The following is an 18,644-nucleotide window of genomic DNA, read 5'->3' as shown; positions in this document are numbered from 1 at the left end:
AGGGTCCCGCGCGCTCAGCGCAGGGCGCAGCTGTTCACCACGTCACCGGAGGCGGGCCTGGGGACGGTACGGCTCGCCGGCGGGGTCGCGCCGCGCTCGACCCACCGGGTCAGCGCCTCGAACGCGCTCCGGTAGCAGGGCAGGATCGGGCGCAGCTGGTCCGGATAGGTGTCGTAGAGGCCGTCGACATGCGTACCGCCCTCGATCGTGTAGTAGCGGTGCAGCCTGGCCCGGTGCTGGTCGTCGATCATGCGCGTGTACACGTCCGAGTCGGTGGCGATCGGCAGCAGCGTGTCCAGCGAGCCCTGGAGCGTGATCATGGGTTTGCCGATCCGGCCGGTCAGCGCGACGCGCTCGACGGCCCGGTGGACGGAGCGCGGCCGGGCCGCGTAGTCGTACGAGGCGTCCGAGGCGCAGGGCGCCAGGATCTCCGCCGTGGTGGAACCGGCCGAGGCGCCTGGGCAGTTGGTGTCGTACGCGGGGTCGAACTCGGCCCGGTACACCTTCTGCGTCAGCCCCCAGTAGGCGGTCTGGTGATAGGGCCAGAGGAACTCGCTGCCCGGCGCGAATCCGGCCTCGTACATGTCGTCCGCGTCCGCGCCGCCCGTCCCGTACGCCACGGTGGTGGGCAGATAGGTGAGGAGATTGGGGCCGCGCTCCGTCCAGAGCACGCCCTCCCAGTCCACCCCGCCGTCGTACAGCTCGGGGTGGTTCTCCAGCTGCCAGCGGGTCAGATAGCCGCCGTTGGAGGTGCCGGTCATATACGTACGGCGCGGGGCGTGCCCGTACGCGCGCTGGACCGCCTTCTTGGCGGCCCGGGTCAGTTCGGTGGTGCGCCGGTTCCATTCGACGACCGCGTCACCGGCCTTGGTGCCGTCGGTGTAGAAATCGGGCCCGCTGTTCCCCTTGTCGGTGGAGGCGAAGGCATAGCCCTGCGCCAGCACCCAGTCGGAGATCAGCGGGTCCAGCGAGTACTGCTTGCGGGTGCCGGGCGCGCCGGTCACCACGAGCCCGCCGTTCCAGCGGTCGGGCAGCCGGATCACGAACTGGGCGTCGTGCTTCCAGCCGTGGGTGGCGTTCAGCCGTGAGGAGTCGGGGAAGTAGCCGTCGATCTGGACACCTGGCACACCCGAGGGGTTCAGGGTGCCCTTCGCGAAGAGCGGGGACCAGTCCGTGGAGTCGGTGTACTGGGTGCCCGCGAGCGCCGTGGACGTCAGGTCCGGCAGACACGCCACGGTCTGGAACTCCGCGCCGGGTACGGAGACCCGGTCCCGGGCGGCACAGTGCGACGGCCCCCCGCGCGCCTCCGGGTCCGGCACGGGGGCCGCCCCGGCGCTGGTCGCCGTGACCGCCAGCAGCATGGCCGCCAGCACGGTGACACCTGTTCTCAGACGCATGGAACTCCTCCGATCGGCTCGACCGGTCGGTCCGGCACTGCCATGGCGCACATCGTCAGCGCCCCATGAGAACCGGGCCATGTGGGGAGTCCATAGTTCCGAGCACGGAATGGTGGAGCCCCCACCCACCCCGGCCGGCCACCGCCCGACCCGGCCGGGTCGGCGGCGCCTGGCCGGATCAGCGACGGGCGGCCACCGTGCGGGCCAGGTCTTCGAGAGGCTCACGGGTCTCCTCCGGCGGGACCGAGCGCACAAGGCGTATGGAGATCCACTGCCCGGAGGTGCGGAAGAAGACCGATCCGTCCTCCAGATACGCCTCCTCGCCGACTCCGGAGAGCGGGCTCAGCTCATGCCCGATGCCGCGTTCGGCGTCGAGATAGTTCCGCGCGGAGTCGCCGACATAGACCTCCACCTGCGCCGAGGGACCGGACGCGAGCCCGGTGTAGGTGCAGGTCTCGGCCAGGGGCTCGGCGGGATTGAGCTTCGAGTCGGCCAGCGTCTCGGCCTCCTCCTGCGAGACGATCCCGCAGGGATCACCCGCCGCCACCGGGCTCTTCGAGGGCTCCGACGGGCTCTGCGCCGACTCCTCCGGAGGCCGCTCCACCGGCACCGTCGGGCTGGGCAGGGCATCGGCGGTCGGAGCCGGACCGGGATCCTGGCCCTGGATCGCGTCGCACCCCTGGAGTGTGAGGACCGCGACCAGGGCCAGGGGCGCCATCACCACCGCGGACAGCGGGCGGGTGCGTCCATCGGTGCGTCCATCGGTGCGTCTTCCGGTGCGTCTTCCGGCGCGGGTACGAGTACGGGTGCGCGTCATCGCTTCAGTCCCCCTGGGCAGCGTGGTCGAGGCCGCTGACAGCCTCTCCGGAGCAGGCGAAGACAGGGACGCCCCGAACTCACCGATCGGTTTCCGCCAAACGCCGACCGGGTGCGGTCAGATGACGCTCAGCCGTTCACGCACGATCTCCATGGACGGCGGCAGCAGATCCGCGCCCGTGGTGACGGTCTCCTCCGGCAGCCGGATCGTACGCAGCGACACCACCTGCGCCAGCGTGCTGACATCGATACGGGGATGCAGGGTCTCGATGGTGAGCGAGCGCAGATGGGGAAAGCTGTGCAGCCATCCCCAGCTGCGCCCCATGTCCGCCTCGACCCAGAGATGCGTCAGCCGGTCGCCACGGCACGAATTGACGAAATCGGGGGTCGTGAACTCGCCGGAGATCTTGATACGGGAGCGACCGCCGAAGCTGGACAGCGCCCGCAGTTCCCTCACGTTGGACACCGGGAAGTAGACACCGTCCTCCGCGAGGTGCGCCACGACCTCCTGGCCGTAGGTGTCGGTGTCGAACCGGTTCCAGGCCCGCACCAGTTCGTTCCGTACCCGCAGATCCTGGTGGCCGCGGTACTGGGCCAGCACGGTGATCGCGGCGTCGGTGGCGATGCGGGTGGCGGCCAGGACGGTGAAATACGCCTCGTCCGCGCTCAACCGCTCCTCCTCCGGCGCCTGTTCGCCGGCCGGTGCCCCCTCGACGCGCGCCGGCTCCCGGGGGCCCGGCAGCAGATCGAGAACGACCGGACCGACCGCCGTCAGCGCACGGGCCTGGTCGGCCGAGCGCGGTGGAATCAGCGCCGCGGCCCGCTGCTGCACCTCCGCCCGCACGGCGGGGTCCAGTTCGGTGGCGTGCTCAAGACACGCGGCGGCCAGCAGATGGAGCCGGTTCATACCGTGGGGCGAGGCGTCGTCCCGCCGGGTGAGACCGGTGAGCAGCCGGGTCCGCTCCGTCGGCCGCGCGTGGGCGACGGCCATCCTGATGACGTCCTCCCACTGGTCGAGATGGGCGTTCGCGATCAGAAAGTCGAAATCAAGGCCCTCCACGGCCGCTTTGGCCCCGAGATAGTCCTGAAAGGTACGGTGGATGAAATCCATCGAATCCGTGCTCGGTTCACGCAACAGACCGCTGCGGATGAGCAGATGACGGTAGATCTCCTCCGCAGTCCCCTGTTCCGCGACCTTCGGCATCGTCGGCAGAGCCTGGCTCAGGAGTTCGATCGCGTCGCTGCGGTCCATCTCGGAGCGGCCGTTGCGGATCATCCAGTACGCCAGTTTCTGGATCAACTGGATATGGTGCGCCTCGCTGATATGGATCGACCCGGCCTTGTAGACACCGCGCTCACGGTCACGCCGGAAGAGCAGCATGGAAAGGGCCGCGTCATAGATCTCCTTGCGTCCCTCGGGAAGATAGCCGCGGCGGTCCTGATGCAGCGCGCAGATCAGCCCGCACATCAGGGGATTGGTGGCGAGCCCGCCCAAGTCCTGTTTGGCGCGGACGGCGCGCAACAGCTCATTGGCGTACTGATCGCTGATACCGGCCGCCTTGTGCCACCGCTTGATGAACTCGGCGACATTGTCCCGGCTCATCGGCGCGAGATCGAGTTCGGCGAAGTCGTCGCTGACGAGCCAGTGCTCCCGTACGGCCGACGGTCTGGAGGTGACGAGCCAGCGGTTCCCGGGGTAGGTACCGATGAGTTCCTGGAGCCAGCGGCGGGCGTCGTTGCGGTCGTCCTCGGGGATCTCGTCGATGCCGTCGATCAGGATGAGTCCGCGCCCCGACCTCAGCACCCGGTCGAACCACCCCGGCGGCTGAAGAGCGGCGATGGGACAGTCCACCGCGGAGAGGAACTCGTCGGGCGCGGGAAGGGTGGCGCCGCCCCTGGTCAGGGTACGCAGCGGCAGCACGAACGGCACGAGTCCGTAGAGATGGAGCAGATGCTCGTCGAGCGACTTCCGCGCGGTGGAGACCGCCAGCCACTGGACGAGGGTGGTCTTCCCGGACCCGGCCACACCGCGCAGCAGCACCCGGTCGCGGCCCGCCAGCACATGGTCGGCCGAGAGCAGCGTGGGAACGGCGTTCGTGGTGTCGCCCGACGCGTCCAGACTGAGATAGGCGGTGTCGAGACGCCAGCTCTCCGGCGAACCGGACAGATCGAGGCCGAAGATGCTCAGCTTGCCGTGCTTGGCCGCGATGTACCGGGCATAGCGGTCCTCGAACGGGCCGTCCGCCGGGGACGGCGCGCGTGCGATCAAGGAGTCGATCTTCAGCGTCAGTTCCTCGATGCCGCGGCTCTGCTCCAGCAGCGTGCGGGGCACAAAGGTCGAGCGCTGGGTGAAGAAATTCAGGATGTGCAGACAAGCGGTGTTCATCACGCTCGCGTGCAGGGTGACCGCGTCGGTCGACAATCCGAGGGTGGCCGTATTGCTCTGGGATCTGAGATGCCGTGACAGTCCGAGATGACCGAGCCTCACCGCCTGTACGTCGTCCATGTCGAGCGTCCCCATGACACGCAGGGAATCGGCCACGGCATTGGCGACCGCCCGCTTCTCGAAATTGGGCAACAGTTCCTCGACACCGGTCGATTGCGCGGCCCGCCGGACCAGCTCTTCCGAGATCTTGTGCAGGTCCTTGTCCGAGAGAGTGCGTTTCTCACCGCGGAAGGAAATGAGCCCGGAGACACGGACGGGCTTGTCGACCAGTCCCGCTCCGGGGCCGGACTGGAACAGTTTCCTGATCAGCGGACTCACAACGCTCGACGCGAGACGCGCCCCGATGACGGCGGGTTCCATCTGCTCCCCGAGGTGTACGCACGGCACGTTCGGCCACGTTCGCGTCAGCGTAGGACACGGCCGGGCGGCGTACTGAGAAGTTCACCCGATGCCGTGATCCCCCCGCGTGGCGCCGGCCCCCGGGGCGGACGGTGCGCCATGATGCCGCCCGCTCATCCGCTTGTCCGCCCACCCGCCCGGAACCGCCTACGACGGCCAGGGTGCCGAGTGGCCTCCCCCGGACAGCGACCGGCCGGCCATTCGTCCAAGTGGACCAGGCCCGTCCCCCGCCCCCGGGACGGCACCGGGGGGAGACGCCGGCCCGTCCCCACCGCCCGGCACCAGGACACACACCCGCTTCCGGCCCCTCGCCGACCGGCTCCCGGAGCATGCGCCAGGTGGCGGCGAGGTTGGTCCGTGCGAGTGGAGGTGGCAGTCATACGATCAAGGAAACGCCACCACAAGGAACGATTCAGCTATCGTCCGACACGTACACCGGTCCGTTCCCCAGGTCGACAAGGAGGTCGCGAGGAATGCCCAAGCCCCCGTTCCCCGCGCCCGTTGTGAGCATCAGTCAGCCCCCGTCGCTCACCTGCCGCCCCCGCGGGACCCGGCAGACGACAGAGCGCCCCACTCTGGTCTGAACCAGTTGGGGCGCTCGCATACTGGTCGGATCGTTTCCTCGAACGTCCGTCCGCGTGGGGCGGGTGGGACTCGAACCCACGGCCGACGGATTATGAGTCCTTTGAGGATCTTGGCGGCCCTTGCTTTTCTACGCCGATTCTAGACGTTTTCCCAGCTCAGAGTGCGTGTCGTGTGCTGGTGCTCTAGAACCTTTGTCAGTCTGTTCCTGTCCTTGCGTCCCCAATGTGTCCCCAACGCCTTCACGCGGGGACAGGCCGGCGCGCACGCCAGCGATCGTTCCAGCTCGGAGAAGGACTCGAACCTCGCCGCAGCGAATTCCCCTTCCCTCGCAGTGATGTTCGGCTTCGTGGGCATCGAGCGGCTGATTCCTGTGACAGCTGTCGTGACCCTGATGTACCAATACCTTCTATGGCAAGCACAGCGGGGATGAACGAGCAAGAGACGCGTCGGGCCTTCGTCACGCCTGCCCTGATGTCCGCGGGGTGGAGCCGTGATCAGGTACGGGAGGAGTACCCGATCAACGACGGCAAGATGGAAGCGTCGGCCCGCCGGCATCGCCGAGGGCCTGCGCTGGTGGCGGACTACGTGCTCGAGTACCGCGACGACGCGCCCATCGCGGTAGTCGAGGCCAAGCGGACCAGCGTCGATGTGGCCGCAGGGATCGAGCAGGCCAAGCGATACGCGACGCGGCTCGGGCTCCCGGTGGCCTATGCGACGAACGGGCTGGAGATCTGGGAGATCGAGATCGGCGGCAACCGTCGGAAGATCTCTTGCTTCCCGTCGCCGGAGGAGCTTTGGACCCGGTACTGCGAGGACAAGGGGATCACGTCCGACCTGGAGCAGGAGTTCATGCTTGCCCCGTTCGACAACAGGCTGCGCAACAACGACCTCACTCCGAAGCGCCCGCGCTACTACCAGCGCCGTGCGGTGAACCAGACTTTGCTGGCCATCGCCCGGGGGGAGAAGCGGATCCTGCTGACGCTCGCGACTGGCACCGGCAAGACCATGGTGGCCTTCCAACTGGTATCCAAGCTCCGCCGAAGCTCCTGGAAGGGAGGTGAGAAGCCCCGCATCCTCTACCTCGCGGACCGTAACATCCTCATCGACCAGCCGAAGGACGACTACTTCGAGCCAGTGTTCGGAGATGTTGTACACAAGATCAGCGGCGGCCGAGCACAGCGAGCCCGGCAAATCTTCTTCGCCCTGTACCAGTCACTCGACAGCGAGCGCGGCGACGAGGACGCACTGTTCAACCAGTATCTGCCGGACTACTTCGACTTGATCATCGTTGATGAGTGCCACCGGGGCAGCTCCGGAAGCGAGTCGAAGTGGCGCACGATCCTGGAGTACTTCGAACCGGCTACCCAGCTCGGACTGACGGCGACTCCGGTCCAGGAGAAGGAACGCGACACCTTCGGGTACTTCGGTGCGCCCGTCTACGAGTACTCGCTCAAGGACGGCATCGAGGACGGTTTCCTCGCCCCGTACCGGGTGCGCCGGGTGCATCTGAACGTGGACCTCACGGGCTTCCGGCCCGAGCCCGGTCAGCTCGACATCGACGGCGACGAGATCCCCGACAAGGTCTACACGCAGAGGCACTTCGAGAGGTCTCTCGCCATCCAGGAGCGCACGGAGGAGGTCGCCCGCTACCTCACTGATTATCTGCGTCAAACCGACCGCATGGGCAAGACGATCATCTTCTGCGAGAACAACGATCACGCGCACCGGGTGGTCGCAGCCCTGAATCAGGCGAACCTGGACGTTGTTGCGCAGTTCCGTGACTACGTGTGCCGCATCACCGACGACGACGGTTCCGCCGGGCTGGAGCATTTGGACCAGTTCCGTAAGGACGATACGGACGAGCCCGTGATCGCCGTGACAAGCCAGATGCTGACGACGGGCGTGGACATCCCCTCGGTCCGCAACATCGTGCTCCTTCGACGGATCCGATCCATGCCCCAGTTCAAGCAAATCATCGGACGGGGCACCAGGCTGTGCCTGGACATCGAGAAGGGATCCTTCGACATCATCGACTTCGTCGAGGCAACAGCCCTCTTCAACGACCCGGAGTTCGACGGCCCGCCACTGCTTATCGTTAATGACCGGACGGACGAGCAGGGTGCACTGGTCAACAGCACCGACGAGGAGGGCACGCCGGAAAGCGAGGTCGAGGAAGTCTCCGAGACTGTGGCAGCTTTCAAGTCACAGGATGGTGGGGTGCTGCCGGGGAGTGACACTGACGGTTACACCGTCACCGATGACGATCAGGCTGACGCGATCCAGAGCAGTAAGCGCCGCATCTATGTTAACGGTGTCACGGTCTTCGTCTGGAACGACGTGCATTACCAGCTGCAGTCCGACGGCAGGACACTGAAGCTCGTCCTCTACCGGGAGATCGTGCACGATCAGGTCCTGGAGCTGAACCTGTCACCGACCGACTTGCGCACCCAGTGGGCCACTGCCAAGAGCCGCGAGGCGCTCCGCCGGCGGCTGAGCGAGCAGTACGACATCACCGAGGAGGACCTGCTCCGCAAACTGGATCATCCGGAGGCGGATCCGATCGATCTGCTGATCAACGCGGCATGGGAGCTTCCACTCGTGAGCCGGGCCGAGCGGGCGCACCGGGTGCGGCGCGAGCACGCGGACTTCCTCAGCAGCTTCGCCCCTGAAGCTCGGGTCATACTCGACACCCTGCTGGACAAGTTCACCGAGCAAGGTGCGTCTGAGCTGTCGCCGAGCGCATTGCGGGTACCGCCGTTCCGGCAGATGGGAAGGGTTACCCAGCTGGCGAGCTACTTCGGTGGGGTTCAGAGCATGCACGGAGCCATTGATGAGCTTGGCAAGCGCGTCTTCGACGTCGCATAACTCTATCTTACTTTTAGTTTCACGTAGAGGTTGAGCATCAACCTAAAGAAGAATAGGAGGATTTTGACTGCTATCCTGGCTGTGTGCTCAGCGACGACTCCGTACGTGACCGACTCTGGCGGCTGGCCAGCCGCCAGAGTGGATACTTCACAGCAGCCCAGGCCCTTGGCACCGGGTACTCGTACCAGGCACAGCACTTCCACGTCCAGCGCCGCAACTGGACCCGCGTCGACCGAGGCATCTACCGCTTTCGCGAATACGAGCATCTACCCAGTGCCGAGACCGACAGCCTGGTCCGCTGGTCGCTGTGGAGCCGGGGCCGCGGGGTCACCTCCCACTCCACTGCATTGGCCGTCCATGACCTGGGTACGGCCAACCCCTCCGAGGTGCATCTGACCGTGCCGCCGAGATTCCGGCAGAAGGATCCGGCGGTCGTTCTGCACCGTGCGGTCCTGACCGAGTCGGAAATCGAGCAGCACGAAGGTTTCCGGGTCACTACGCCAGTGCGGGCCATCGTGGAGTGTGCCGCCGCGGCCATGGATCAGGATGTACTCGACTCGGCCGTGGCCGATGCCCTGGAGCGCGGGATGTCCACCCGCCGACGCCTGCTCCATGCCGCCCAGGAGCTGGGACCTCGCGCCGAACTAGGCATGGAGCGTGCCATGAGAGCGGAGCTGTCGTAGAGGTGAAAGAGTACAAGGATGCTGCTGCGCTCCGCCGGGCCCTGGAGGCCAGGCTGAAGCGGCAGTCCGATTCGGACGGTACGGACTTGGGCCGCCTGCGTCGCCGTGTGGTCTTCGACCGGCTGGCAGCACGCCTGTCGGCCGACCCGGCGGGCGAGTGGATCCTCAAAGGGGGTGCCGCGCTGGAATTCCGGCTGCGTGACAAGGCGCGGGCGACCAAGGATCTCGACCTGGCAGTACGGGCGGAAGGGCGAGACGGCAATGCGATGCGGGACGCCCTGATCGACGCGCTGGCCGAGGATCCGGACGGCGACTGGTTCACCTTCCGTGTCGCCGCACCGGTGGCTCTCGTCTCAGACGCGGCCGGACGGCCCGCGTGGCGGTTCTCCGTGGAAGCCGGCCTGGCGGGCAAGCCGTTCGCAGGCATCCGGTTGGACGTCGCGGCACGCGGAGAGGAGGTAGCGGCCACCGAGCCGCTACCACTGTTCGGGGTCCTTGAGTTCGCGGGCATTCCGGCGCGCGCGATCGAAGCAGTGGACCGGCGGCAGCACTTTGCGGAGAAGCTGCATGCCTTCTCCCGCGACTACGGCGACCGTCCCAACACCCGAGTCAAAGATCTCGCTGATCTCGTCCTCTTGATCGAGACCGGCCTGATGCCCGACCGCGAGCTGTACGGCGTAGTACGGCATGTCTTCATCGTCCGGGCCACCCACCCCGTGCCCAGCGCCCTCCCCGACCCCCCACCTCTCTGGCGCGAGACCTACCCACCCCTAGCCGACAGACTGACCGAGACGGCACCTTCCCTAGACGCCGCACTTGATCTGCTGCGCGTCTTCTGGGACAAGGCTGTCGCCGACACCACCGGAACGGAACTCTGATGCCCACCAAGGACGCGGCCGGCCAACTGGCCATCGACGTGCCTGCCCAACCCAAAAAACAAACCCGCGCACAGCTGCAGTCGGCCATCAAGTCGGCCCGCGACATCATGCGCAAAGACGCGGGCCTCAACGGTGACCTCGACCGGCTGCCCCAGCTGTCCTGGATTCTCTTCCTCCGGGCATTCGACGTGTGCGTGGAGCAGGAGCGGGCCGCTGAGAACCTCGACTACGAACCCGCAATCGCGGCACCGTACGACTGGGCGAGCTGGGGCGCCCGAGCAGAGTTCACGGGCGACGAGTTCCTGGAGTTCGTGAATGCCAAACTCCTTCCCTACCTGCGCGGGCTGAGCAGCGACGATGAGGGCGACCCGCGCAATGTGATCTCCACGATCTTCCAGGAGATCCACAACCGGATGCTCTCCGGGGTCCTCCTGCGCGACCTAGTTAATGTCGTCAACGACATCAGCTTCGAATCTGCGGACGATATCCACACGATGGCGTACGTCTACGAGTCGATCCTCAAGGAGATGCGGGACTCCGCCGGCGACTCCGGCGAGTTCTACACACCGCGCCCGGTGATCCGTTTCATGGTCGAGCAGTCGTTTCTGAAGCTGGGCATGTCCATCCTCGACCCGGCGTGCGGGACAGGCGGCTTCCTCGTGGAGGCGTATGACGAACTGCGAGAGCTGCCCCAGTCGCAGACACAGGTCGCCCAGTTGCAGCACAACATCCGGGGCTTCGAAAAAAAACCCCTTCCGTATCTGCTCGTCATGATGAACCTGCTACTGCACGGCATCGACGTTCCTAACGTTGTACGCACCAACGCGCTGGTACGGATGCGCGAGGAGAGCAGCCCTCGCCATCGGGTGGATGTTGTCCTCACCAACCCGCCTTTCGGCGGCGAGGAGGAGAAGTCCGTAGCCGCTCGGTTTGATAAAGCTGGCGTAGCCACCCAGGAAACGGCCTGGCTGTTCCTGTTCTCAGTGATCGAGCGCCTCAAGCCCGGGGGCCGCTGCGCAATCGTCCTTCCGAACGGATCTCTTTTCGGCGGCGGCGTGGGCGCCAAGGTCAAAGCAAAACTCATGCGGGAGTGCAACCTGCACACCGTGGTCCGGCTCCCACAAGGCGTCTTCGCGCCTTACACACAGATTCCGGCGAACCTGCTCTTCTTCGAGAAGACCGGCCCAACGAAAGAGACTTGGTTCTACGAGATCCCTCTGCCTGAGGGGCGGCGGGGCTACAGCAAGACCAAGCCCATGCGGTACGAGGAGTTCACCGACTGTTCAAAGTGGTGGGGCGGCGAAGGACGGGAAGGCCGCGAGCAGAATGAGCACGCGTGGCACATCACGGCCCAGGACATCACGGCGAGCGGCTACAACCTCGACCTGACTAACCCACACGTGGGTAACGACTTGGCCCATCGGTCGCCGGAGGAGCTCGTTGATGAACTGATCAAAACGGAACAGGAGATTCTCGGGCTGCTGGGAGAACTAAAGACCGAGCTGGAGGGTGGACGATGACTGCGTTCCCTCTGACGCCACTCGGCAGCGTGCTCACCAAGTCTGACGATCTGGTCAGAATCGATCCTGGCCGTGAATACTCAACCGCTGGACTCCTCAATCGTGGGCGTGGCCTGTTCAAACGGCCGACCATCATGGGATCTGAAACGCAATACACAAGATACAACCGCCTCAAGAGCGGGCAACTCGTATATAGCAAACTGTTTGCCTGGGAAGGCGCTCTTGCCGTGGTGCCTTCCGAATTCAGTGGAATGCATGTATCCCACGAATTTCCCACCTTCGAAATCCTCAAAAACAGAGCGGACCCGAGATATATCGGGCATCTTGTTACGTGGTCGGATCTACACGACGCGCTGAGTAAGCAGACTTCCGGCATGGGATCGAGGCGTCAACGAGTCAACGTTGACCAGCTTCTCGGCACCAAGGTGCCACTGCCCGAGGACATTGGTGAGCAACGCCGTATCGCCGACAGGCTGGACGCGGCGCTCGGTCGGGCTGACGGTGTGCGCGCCCTACGCGAGAAAATGACCGGGCTCCAGGCGGACCTGACGGCTTCCCTCATCGCATCCGCTCTGAAATCTGCAACGGACACGGTCCTCATGGGTGATGTCGTCTCCTTTGAACGCACTCCCGTTGACATTAACCCTCAAGCCGAGTACCGAACAATTGGGATCCGCTCTTTCGGTAAAGGTTTCATTCGGCACCCTCCTATTATCAGCGAAGGTCTCAGTAAACTCAAATATTTCGCCTTCCCCGCCAACGCTCTCGCTCTCAGCAATCTCATGGCGTGGGAAGGCGGAATCTCCGTTACCGGGCCAGAGGACACACGTCACATCGCGTCTAACCGTTTCTTCTTCTATCTCCCGATCGCTGATCGGGTGAACACGAGCTACCTGCGCCATTTCCTCTTGAGCAGCCAAGGACTGGCCCTTGTCTCTTCCGCCTGCTCGGCGGGGGCAGAGCGCAACAGGACACTCGGCCGCAAGCGGTTTGAGAACCTAACGTTTCCCCTGCCGCCCCGCCCCATACAGGATCGGGTCGCCCGCACACTCGATGCTCTCGACGAGCAACTGAATGCCGCCTACTCCGAGCCGGCTCTCAACGCGCTCAGGCCCTCGATCCTCAACGCAGCGTTCACTGGTCAGCTGTAACCCGGCGCCACCCGTCGTCCGTCACCACCACGTGGTCCAGGAAACGCAGCCCGACCGCCGCTGCGGCCTCGCAAAGGCGAGTGGTCGCACGGCGGTCGGCGACGCTGGGTGTGGGGTCGCCGGTGGGGTGGTTGTGCGCGACGCCGAACGACGTGCCGCCAGAGGTCAGGACGAGAGCCAAGGCGTCCCGTACGGGAATGAGGCTGCGGTCCGTCGCACCTTCGGTGAGACGGACCGTACGGAGTACCGCGCACGAGGCGTCACAGACCACGACGACGACCCGCTCGTGGCGCAGCCCACGTAGCAGTGGCGCGGCAACGGCAGCGAGGTCGGCCGTCGTGGCGATACGGCGGCGGTCAGCGGCGCCAGTATCGATCGCGCGACGGGCGAGGTGGAATGCGGCTGCGACACGGACGGCCTTGGCCGGACCCACTCCTGATAGCGCGACAAGCTCCTGCGGATCGGCGCGGGCCAGCCCTCGGAGCCCACCATGCGCTGCGATCAGCTCGCTGGCCAGCTCTACCGCATCACGTCCCTGTCTCCCGGAGCCCAGGAGCAGGGCGAGCAACTCCCTGTCGGCGAGCGCCTCCGCGCCCAGCTCCCAGAGTCGCTCGCGTGGCCGGTCGCCAGTGGGCATGTCGGTGACTCGCATCTACGGCACCCGCTCAGTCCGCAGAGTCCCGGTCAACCGGCTCCTCGGCGCTGTCCCCGATGCTCTCGGCCTCGTCGGGCACTGCCACGTACTCCCCGACTCCTTCCGCCGACGTGCCGATGAGCTGCATGAGCCGTTGATGCAGCGTCTCGGAACGGGCTTGTTGGAATCCCTCGTAGTCGTCCCGCAGGGCGGCCTCGAAGGCCGTGTCATCGACGAGGCAGGTAGCGAGACGCGCTCGAATCGTGGCCCTCCCCTGCGTCTCGCAGAGATCCTTGAGGTACACCGACGGCGGCTGATCGCTGATGTAGATATTGGTCACCGAGCTGAGCATGATCAGGTTGGCGCAGACGTTGGCCCGGTTCTGGCCCAGTCCTTGCCTCTTCAAGAACGCTCGCGGAAAGAAGTGGTGGAACTCCTTGTCGTTCTGCCACGACAATGCCTTGTCCGTGTCAATGCGCCGGCCATGGCGCAGGTCCACGGGGTGCGCCTCCGCAAGCAAGAGACCGAGCAGCTTCGATGGCGCGTTGGTGGTGCGGAACTGGCTACGCCGCCACAGGACGCTCCGGGGGAGACCTGCGCCGACCTCGATGTCGGCACTCTCGCCTTGAGCGAAGGCACCCACCGCCTCGCGGTCATCGGCCATCTGCCGAGAGTTCCACCCCTTGAAGTACTCGCCACTGGCGGTCAGCCAGAACCACCGCTCGATGGCATCGAACTGGGCAGCCGAGGGCTTGGGCAACTGCCTGAAGGTCTCCACCAAGACCGCGAACTGGTTGTAGTAAGGCAGGGCGTTGGCCCGAGGGGTGCGAATCTGTGTGGTCAGGAAATCGACAGCGAGTTTGGCGGCGGCGCCTGCCGACTCCACAGCGCATTCCAGCTCCTGACGCGACAGGTCCCGCATCCGGTTCATGTCCTCGCGGGAGAAGCCGAATCCGGCCGCGGCCGAGATCGTGCGAAGCATCGTCTTGGTGTCGACCCGGCCGTAACGCTTCTGGTCGAGCACACCAAGGAGAGCGTCGATCTCGTCCTTCAGGTCGAACTCTGGACTCCAGGTCGCCGCGCGCATGAGGTCGACGACCGTAAGTGGCGTCGCCGTGCTGTTGATTCGCTCGAAGACCTTGGCGACTTCGGAGGATGGCATGCCTCGCAGCGTGATGACAGCGATCTGGTAGTTCGAGAAGCGGTTGTAAAGGGCCTTGGCACGCTCCTGAAGCTCTTCAGACCCGGCCTTAGCAGCGCGGTCGGCGTACTCGAACCCGTCGGACAGCAGGCGTAGCGGCATCACATGAGCCGGCGGCTCGTCGAGCGTCGTCTCGTGTCGGAACTCCTGTTGCTCCAGGTCGTAGACGATGTTCCAGAGACTTTCGGGGTCGTCGCGAGGCTCCCAGTGGAGGGCACCACAGACTGTGGCCAAGCGTTGCTGGCCATCCAGGATGTAGTTCACTGGATACCCGTGCCGTTGCTCTCCGACAGCGAGGCCGCCAACGGTGCGCTCGCTGGCCAACTGCTCGGTGCTCTGCCAAAGCAGGACGCTGCCGATGGGATAGTTGCGCGACACGGAGTCGAGCAGGTCCAGGATCTGCTGCCGGGTCCACACGAAGTTCCGCTGAAACTTCGGCAGTACGACATCGCCCTCCAGCACCCGGTCCACCACGGTTACCAGCCGGGGCACGTTGGAGTCCGGGTCTTGTGCCTTGTTCCTCTGACCAGCAACGACCGCCATACGGAACCCCCTTCTGTCAGCGTGCGGCCAGTCTACGAGACCCCTCTGACATCACGGCCGCCTCGGCACTTTGGGAGCCGCTACCCGCAGTATGGCGTGAGGACGCGTCCGGGCTGCCCCCACTGCGGTCATGGACAACTGAACGCCAGCGGCCGACAGGCAGCGGCACAGCGAGGGTGTACTTCCCCCGGTGAAGACGCGCCCGACAGGGTCCGGACCTTCGCGGCTGGCCGCGGTGCTGGTGGCGCGGTGCAGGGGCACCCCTACCTGGCCAGGAGCGTGGTGTCGGGCCGTTTTCAGTTCGGGCAGTTAGTGGGCTGGGCCGGGCAGACCCAACCATCGCTGCCGCCCACCCGTGCCGGATCGCTTCCCACAGATTCCAGGACGATCCGCGATCGAGAAGCCGACGAACGCAGCGTAGACGGCTATTTCGCGCGGTCTCACAACGCGATGAAGAATGTCCCGATTTGAGGGAACCCGTGTCCCCAATCGCGTCCTCACGATCATGAAACCGTGACACGCAGGGCCGCCAGGTCCGGGGAATCTCCGAGTGCGTCGGTTAATGTGCAGGTCAGAACGTTCCTGCACGCCGACGCCTGGTGGGGCGGGTGGGACTCGAACCCACGGCCGACGGATTATGAGTCCGCTGCTCTAACCGGCTGAGCTACCGCCCCTAACGGCGCGTCGCGCACATTTGTGCGCGCCGTCTGCCGCAGCATAGCCGCTCATACGATCTCCTGCCTCGGATGGTCGGCATCGCCCTGACCTTGAGGACTTCGCCGCACGCCGCCCGGTTCCAGGAATGGCGTAGAACAGACGAAAAAGGACCCCGAGGGGTCCTTCTCGCTCTTCTGCTCCCCCGGCTGGACTCGAACCAGCAACCCTCCGGTTAACAGCCGAATGCTCTGCCAATTGAGCTACAGGGGACCGCGCTCCCCCGACTGGACTCGAACCAGTAACCTGCCGGTTAACAGCCGGCTGCTCTGCCAATTGAGCTACAGGGGATTGCTGCGTGTGCACCGAACGTACCTGCCCGGGGCCTCCCGGGCGGCGCGCGCTCGCCGCGACACATACATTAGCGCAAGCAGGGGGGTGTTCCGCCAATCGCTATCGACCCGGGTCACGCCGGGTGATCCCGGGCCCCCACGGGGTAGGCGGAGGGCAGAGACCGACGGTCCGCCGCCGACACCGGGGACCGGGACATCAGGGAAGGGTGGCAGCCATGCGGTACCGCCTCACGTTCATCGCGGGACTGGCTTGCGGATATGTGCTCGGCACGCGCGCCGGACGCGAGCGTTACGAGCAGCTCAAGAAGTCGGTGCGCGAGGTGTCCCAGAACCCGGCCGTGCGCAACGCCGCCGAGTCGGCCGCCCAGACCGGCCGTGAGGTCGCGGGCAAGGCGTACCACTCGGTCAGCGCCGTGGTGGGGGACCGGGTGCCCGACTCCGTCGCCCACCGGGTGCGCTCGCTGCGGGAGCGGAGCCAGAACGGCCAGGACGACTGGGGCACCAGCAACACCTGACCGGTCCTATACACCCTCGTCCGTCCCGGCCGCCCCCGCCGCGCCGCGCGTGCGGCAGAATCGGGTGTCATGGGAATAGTCGCCGGGTTGGACAGTTCGTCCGGATTCACACGTGTCCTCGTCTGTGACGCGGACACGGGTGCCGTGCTGCGGCAGGGTTACGCGCCGCATCCGGTCGATCCGAAAGCCACCGAGGTCGACCCGCAGGCCTGGCTGCTCTCCCTCGGCGAGGCCGCGTCCGGCGGTCTGCTGGAGGGCGTCCAGGCCATAGGCGTCTCGGCCCAGCAGCACGGCATGGTGGCGCTGGACCAGCAGGGCAATCTCGTACGGCCCGCGCTGCTCGGCAACGACAAGCGGGCGCAGGTCGCCGCCGCGGATCTGGTCGACGCGCTGGGCGGGCGGCAGGCCTGGGCCGAGGCGGTCGGATCCGTACCGCAGTCCAGCCAGCTGGTGGCCAAGCTGCGCTGGATGGCGCGGAACGAGCCGGAGGCGGCGCAGCGCACCGCGCTGGTGCTCCAGCCGCACGACTGGCTGGTCTGGCAGCTCCTCGGCCGGCCGGCCCGCAGGACCACCGACCGGGGCGCCGCGTCGGCGACCGGCTACTGGTCCGCGCGTACGGGCTCGTACCGGCCCGATCTCGTGGAGCTAGCGCTCGGGCACCAGGCCGCGCTGCCCGAGGTGCTCGGTCCCGCCGACGCCGCGGGGACCACTCCCGAGGGGCTGCTGATCTCCGCGGGCACCGGCGAGACCATGGCCGCCGCCTTCGGGCTCGGGGTGGCCGTCGGGGACGCCGTGGTGTCGCTGGGAGCGTCGGGCTCGGTGATGGCCGTGCACCACGAGGCGCTCGCCGATCCGGCCGGAATGATCACCTCCTTCGCGGACGCGACCGGGATGCATCTGCCCGTGGTCCACACGCTGAACGCCGTCAGGGCCCTGCGCGGTACGGCCGAGCTGCTGGGGACCGAGGATCTGGCGGAGCTGTCCACGCTGGCGCTCAAGTCCACACCGGGCTCCTCCGGCCTGGTGTTCCTGCCGTATCTGGAGGGCGAGCGGACCCCTCAGCTCCCGCACACGGCGGGCACGCTGACCGGACTGCGGCGCGAGTCGATGAAGCCGGAGCATCTCGCGCGGGCCGCGTTCGAGGGGATGCTCTGCTCGCTCGCGGACGCGATGGACGTGCTGCGCGGGCGCGGGGTGGAGGTGCGCCGGGTGTTCCTGCTGGGCGCCGCCGCCGAGCTGCCCGCCGTACAGGCCCTCGCCCCGGCGGTCTTCGGGGCGCAGGTCGTCGTACCGCAGCCCGCGGACTACGCGGCGCGCGGCGCGGCGCGGCAGGCGGCGTGGGCGCTCGGGGTCTCGCGCGGGTCGCTCGGCCCGCACAACCCGCCGGCCTGGCAGGGCGCGGCGGCGCAGATCTTCGAACCGGGCGAGGACGCGGCCGTCGGCACGGCGGTACGGCAGCAGTACCGGGCGACGCGCGAGCAGATCCACCCGGGGGCGTTCGGCCACGCGATCTGAGCGGCGGACCCCCGCCGCGCGGGCGGGACACGGTGGGCTCCCCCGGCGATGGTGTCCGCGGACCTGACCGTCGCGCGGACCGCCGACGCTCCTTGATCGTCGTGCCGGCCGCCGTCGTGTTCGTGTACGGCCGCCCTCGGGCCCTGACCGTCGTACGGACCGCTGTCGTGCCGGCCGCCGTCGCGCGGACCGCTGTCGTGCCGGCCGCCGTCGTGCCGTACGGCCCGCTCCCGGACCGCCCTGGTCCGGGCGTCTCCGGGCGTCCGCGGGCCCGTACGCCGCGTTCCGGGATCGACCCTGGGCCCCCCGGCCCCGGCCCTCCCGTGGCGGCTCTGGCGGGCCCCTGCGCGGGTCGGCGCACGGGCCCGCGCGCCGACCCGTTCTTGACTCGCCCTTGGACATAAACCCGTGGGGCTCCGTGGGGGACGTACCGCAAGATGGGGTCTGACCCCCGATCTTGCGGACCCCGCCCCGCCGCCGAACCCGAGA

At 66.7% G+C, this 18,644-nt stretch carries 12 protein-coding genes and 3 tRNA genes; 7 read left to right on the top strand and 8 right to left on the bottom strand.

Annotated elements, in window-relative coordinates:
• Positions 1-14: 14 nt before the first annotated feature.
• The 3 genes from OG214_RS27020 to OG214_RS27010 form a co-directional block, all read right to left on the bottom strand.
• On the bottom strand, positions 15-1,397 hold the full coding sequence (locus tag OG214_RS27020) for a tannase/feruloyl esterase family alpha/beta hydrolase (protein ID WP_363081669.1): 1,383 nt from the start codon (positions 1,395-1,397) through the stop codon (positions 15-17).
• Between the two features lie 178 nt (positions 1,398-1,575).
• Complete coding sequence (locus OG214_RS27015) at positions 1,576-2,121, bottom strand: hypothetical protein (protein WP_363081670.1); 546 nt, start codon at positions 2,119-2,121, stop codon at positions 1,576-1,578.
• Between the two features lie 210 nt (positions 2,122-2,331).
• Complete coding sequence (locus tag OG214_RS27010) at positions 2,332-5,019, bottom strand: NACHT domain-containing protein (RefSeq protein ID WP_363081671.1); 2,688 nt, start codon at positions 5,017-5,019, stop codon at positions 2,332-2,334.
• Between the two features lie 1,032 nt (positions 5,020-6,051).
• Here OG214_RS27010 and hsdR point away from each other — a divergent pair.
• From hsdR to OG214_RS26985, 5 genes are all read left to right on the top strand, one after another.
• The gene (gene hsdR / locus OG214_RS27005; RefSeq protein ID WP_363081672.1) at positions 6,052-8,508 is read left to right on the top strand and encodes an EcoAI/FtnUII family type I restriction enzme subunit R; all 2,457 of its coding nucleotides are present in this window, start codon (positions 6,052-6,054) and stop codon (positions 8,506-8,508) included.
• 83 nt (positions 8,509-8,591) lie between these two features.
• A complete protein-coding gene (locus tag OG214_RS27000; RefSeq protein ID WP_363081673.1) occupies positions 8,592-9,191 on the top strand; it encodes a hypothetical protein in 600 nt (199 codons plus the stop codon).
• Positions 9,192-9,298: 107 nt separating this feature from the next.
• Positions 9,299-10,069, top strand: coding sequence for a nucleotidyl transferase AbiEii/AbiGii toxin family protein (locus OG214_RS26995; RefSeq protein ID WP_405986199.1), 771 nt, complete (start codon positions 9,299-9,301; stop codon positions 10,067-10,069).
• Positions 10,069-11,589, top strand: a complete 1,521-nt coding sequence (locus OG214_RS26990; RefSeq protein WP_363081675.1) for a class I SAM-dependent DNA methyltransferase — start codon at positions 10,069-10,071, stop codon at positions 11,587-11,589. Before OG214_RS26995 ends, OG214_RS26990 begins: the two co-directional genes overlap by 1 nt.
• Entirely contained in the window at positions 11,586-12,740 is a 1,155-nt protein-coding gene (locus tag OG214_RS26985) for a hypothetical protein (RefSeq protein WP_363081677.1), read from the top strand. Before OG214_RS26990 ends, OG214_RS26985 begins: the two co-directional genes overlap by 4 nt.
• On the opposite strand, the gene OG214_RS26980 is transcribed toward OG214_RS26985, so the two are convergent.
• From OG214_RS26980 to OG214_RS26960, 5 genes are all read right to left on the bottom strand, one after another.
• A complete protein-coding gene (locus tag OG214_RS26980) occupies positions 12,724-13,377 on the bottom strand; it encodes a RadC family protein (protein ID WP_363081678.1) in 654 nt (217 codons plus the stop codon). The two genes, OG214_RS26985 and OG214_RS26980, sit on opposite strands and share 17 nt — an antisense overlap.
• Before the next feature lie 28 nt (positions 13,378-13,405).
• Positions 13,406-15,118: a DUF262 domain-containing protein gene (locus OG214_RS26975; RefSeq protein ID WP_363081679.1), complete on the bottom strand. Its 1,713-nt coding sequence runs from the start codon at positions 15,116-15,118 to the stop codon at positions 13,406-13,408.
• Positions 15,119-15,715: 597 nt separating this feature from the next.
• Positions 15,716-15,792, bottom strand: a tRNA-Ile gene (locus OG214_RS26970).
• A gap of 180 nt (positions 15,793-15,972) precedes the next feature.
• Positions 15,973-16,045, bottom strand: a tRNA-Asn gene (locus tag OG214_RS26965).
• Positions 16,046-16,050: 5 nt separating this feature from the next.
• Positions 16,051-16,123: transfer RNA gene (locus OG214_RS26960), tRNA-Asn, on the bottom strand.
• A gap of 208 nt (positions 16,124-16,331) precedes the next feature.
• Between OG214_RS26960 and OG214_RS26955 the strand changes: the two genes are divergently transcribed.
• Together OG214_RS26955 and OG214_RS26950 are read left to right on the top strand one after the other, a co-directional pair.
• Entirely contained in the window at positions 16,332-16,640 is a 309-nt protein-coding gene (locus OG214_RS26955; protein WP_363081680.1) for a YtxH domain-containing protein, read from the top strand.
• A gap of 69 nt (positions 16,641-16,709) precedes the next feature.
• Positions 16,710-18,155: an FGGY family carbohydrate kinase gene (locus tag OG214_RS26950; protein ID WP_363081681.1), complete on the top strand. Its 1,446-nt coding sequence runs from the start codon at positions 16,710-16,712 to the stop codon at positions 18,153-18,155.
• Positions 18,156-18,644 lie beyond the last annotated feature (489 nt).

Source organism: Streptomyces sp. NBC_00872 (assembly GCF_045161915.1).
GTDB lineage: Bacteria > Actinomycetota > Actinomycetes > Streptomycetales > Streptomycetaceae > Streptomyces.
This window is presented reverse-complemented; position numbering and strand designations above follow the sequence as displayed.

Bases quoted from the DNA above. Each gene is read 5' to 3' on its own strand.
- OG214_RS27020 (WP_363081669.1), bottom strand. From the start codon at position 1,397: ATGCGTCTGAGAACAGGTGTCACCGTGCTGGCGGCCATGCTGCTGGCG.
- OG214_RS27010 (WP_363081671.1), bottom strand. From the start codon at position 5,019: ATGGAACCCGCCGTCATCGGGGCGCGTCTCGCGTCGAGCGTTGTGAGT.
- hsdR (WP_363081672.1), top strand. From the start codon at position 6,052: ATGGCAAGCACAGCGGGGATGAACGAGCAAGAGACGCGTCGGGCCTTC.
- OG214_RS26990 (WP_363081675.1), top strand. From the start codon at position 10,069: ATGCCCACCAAGGACGCGGCCGGCCAACTGGCCATCGACGTGCCTGCC.
- OG214_RS26985 (WP_363081677.1), top strand. From the start codon at position 11,586: ATGACTGCGTTCCCTCTGACGCCACTCGGCAGCGTGCTCACCAAGTCT.
- OG214_RS26980 (WP_363081678.1), bottom strand. From the start codon at position 13,377: ATGCCCACTGGCGACCGGCCACGCGAGCGACTCTGGGAGCTGGGCGCG.
- OG214_RS26975 (WP_363081679.1), bottom strand. From the start codon at position 15,118: ATGGCGGTCGTTGCTGGTCAGAGGAACAAGGCACAAGACCCGGACTCC.
- OG214_RS26950 (WP_363081681.1), top strand. From the start codon at position 16,710: ATGGGAATAGTCGCCGGGTTGGACAGTTCGTCCGGATTCACACGTGTC.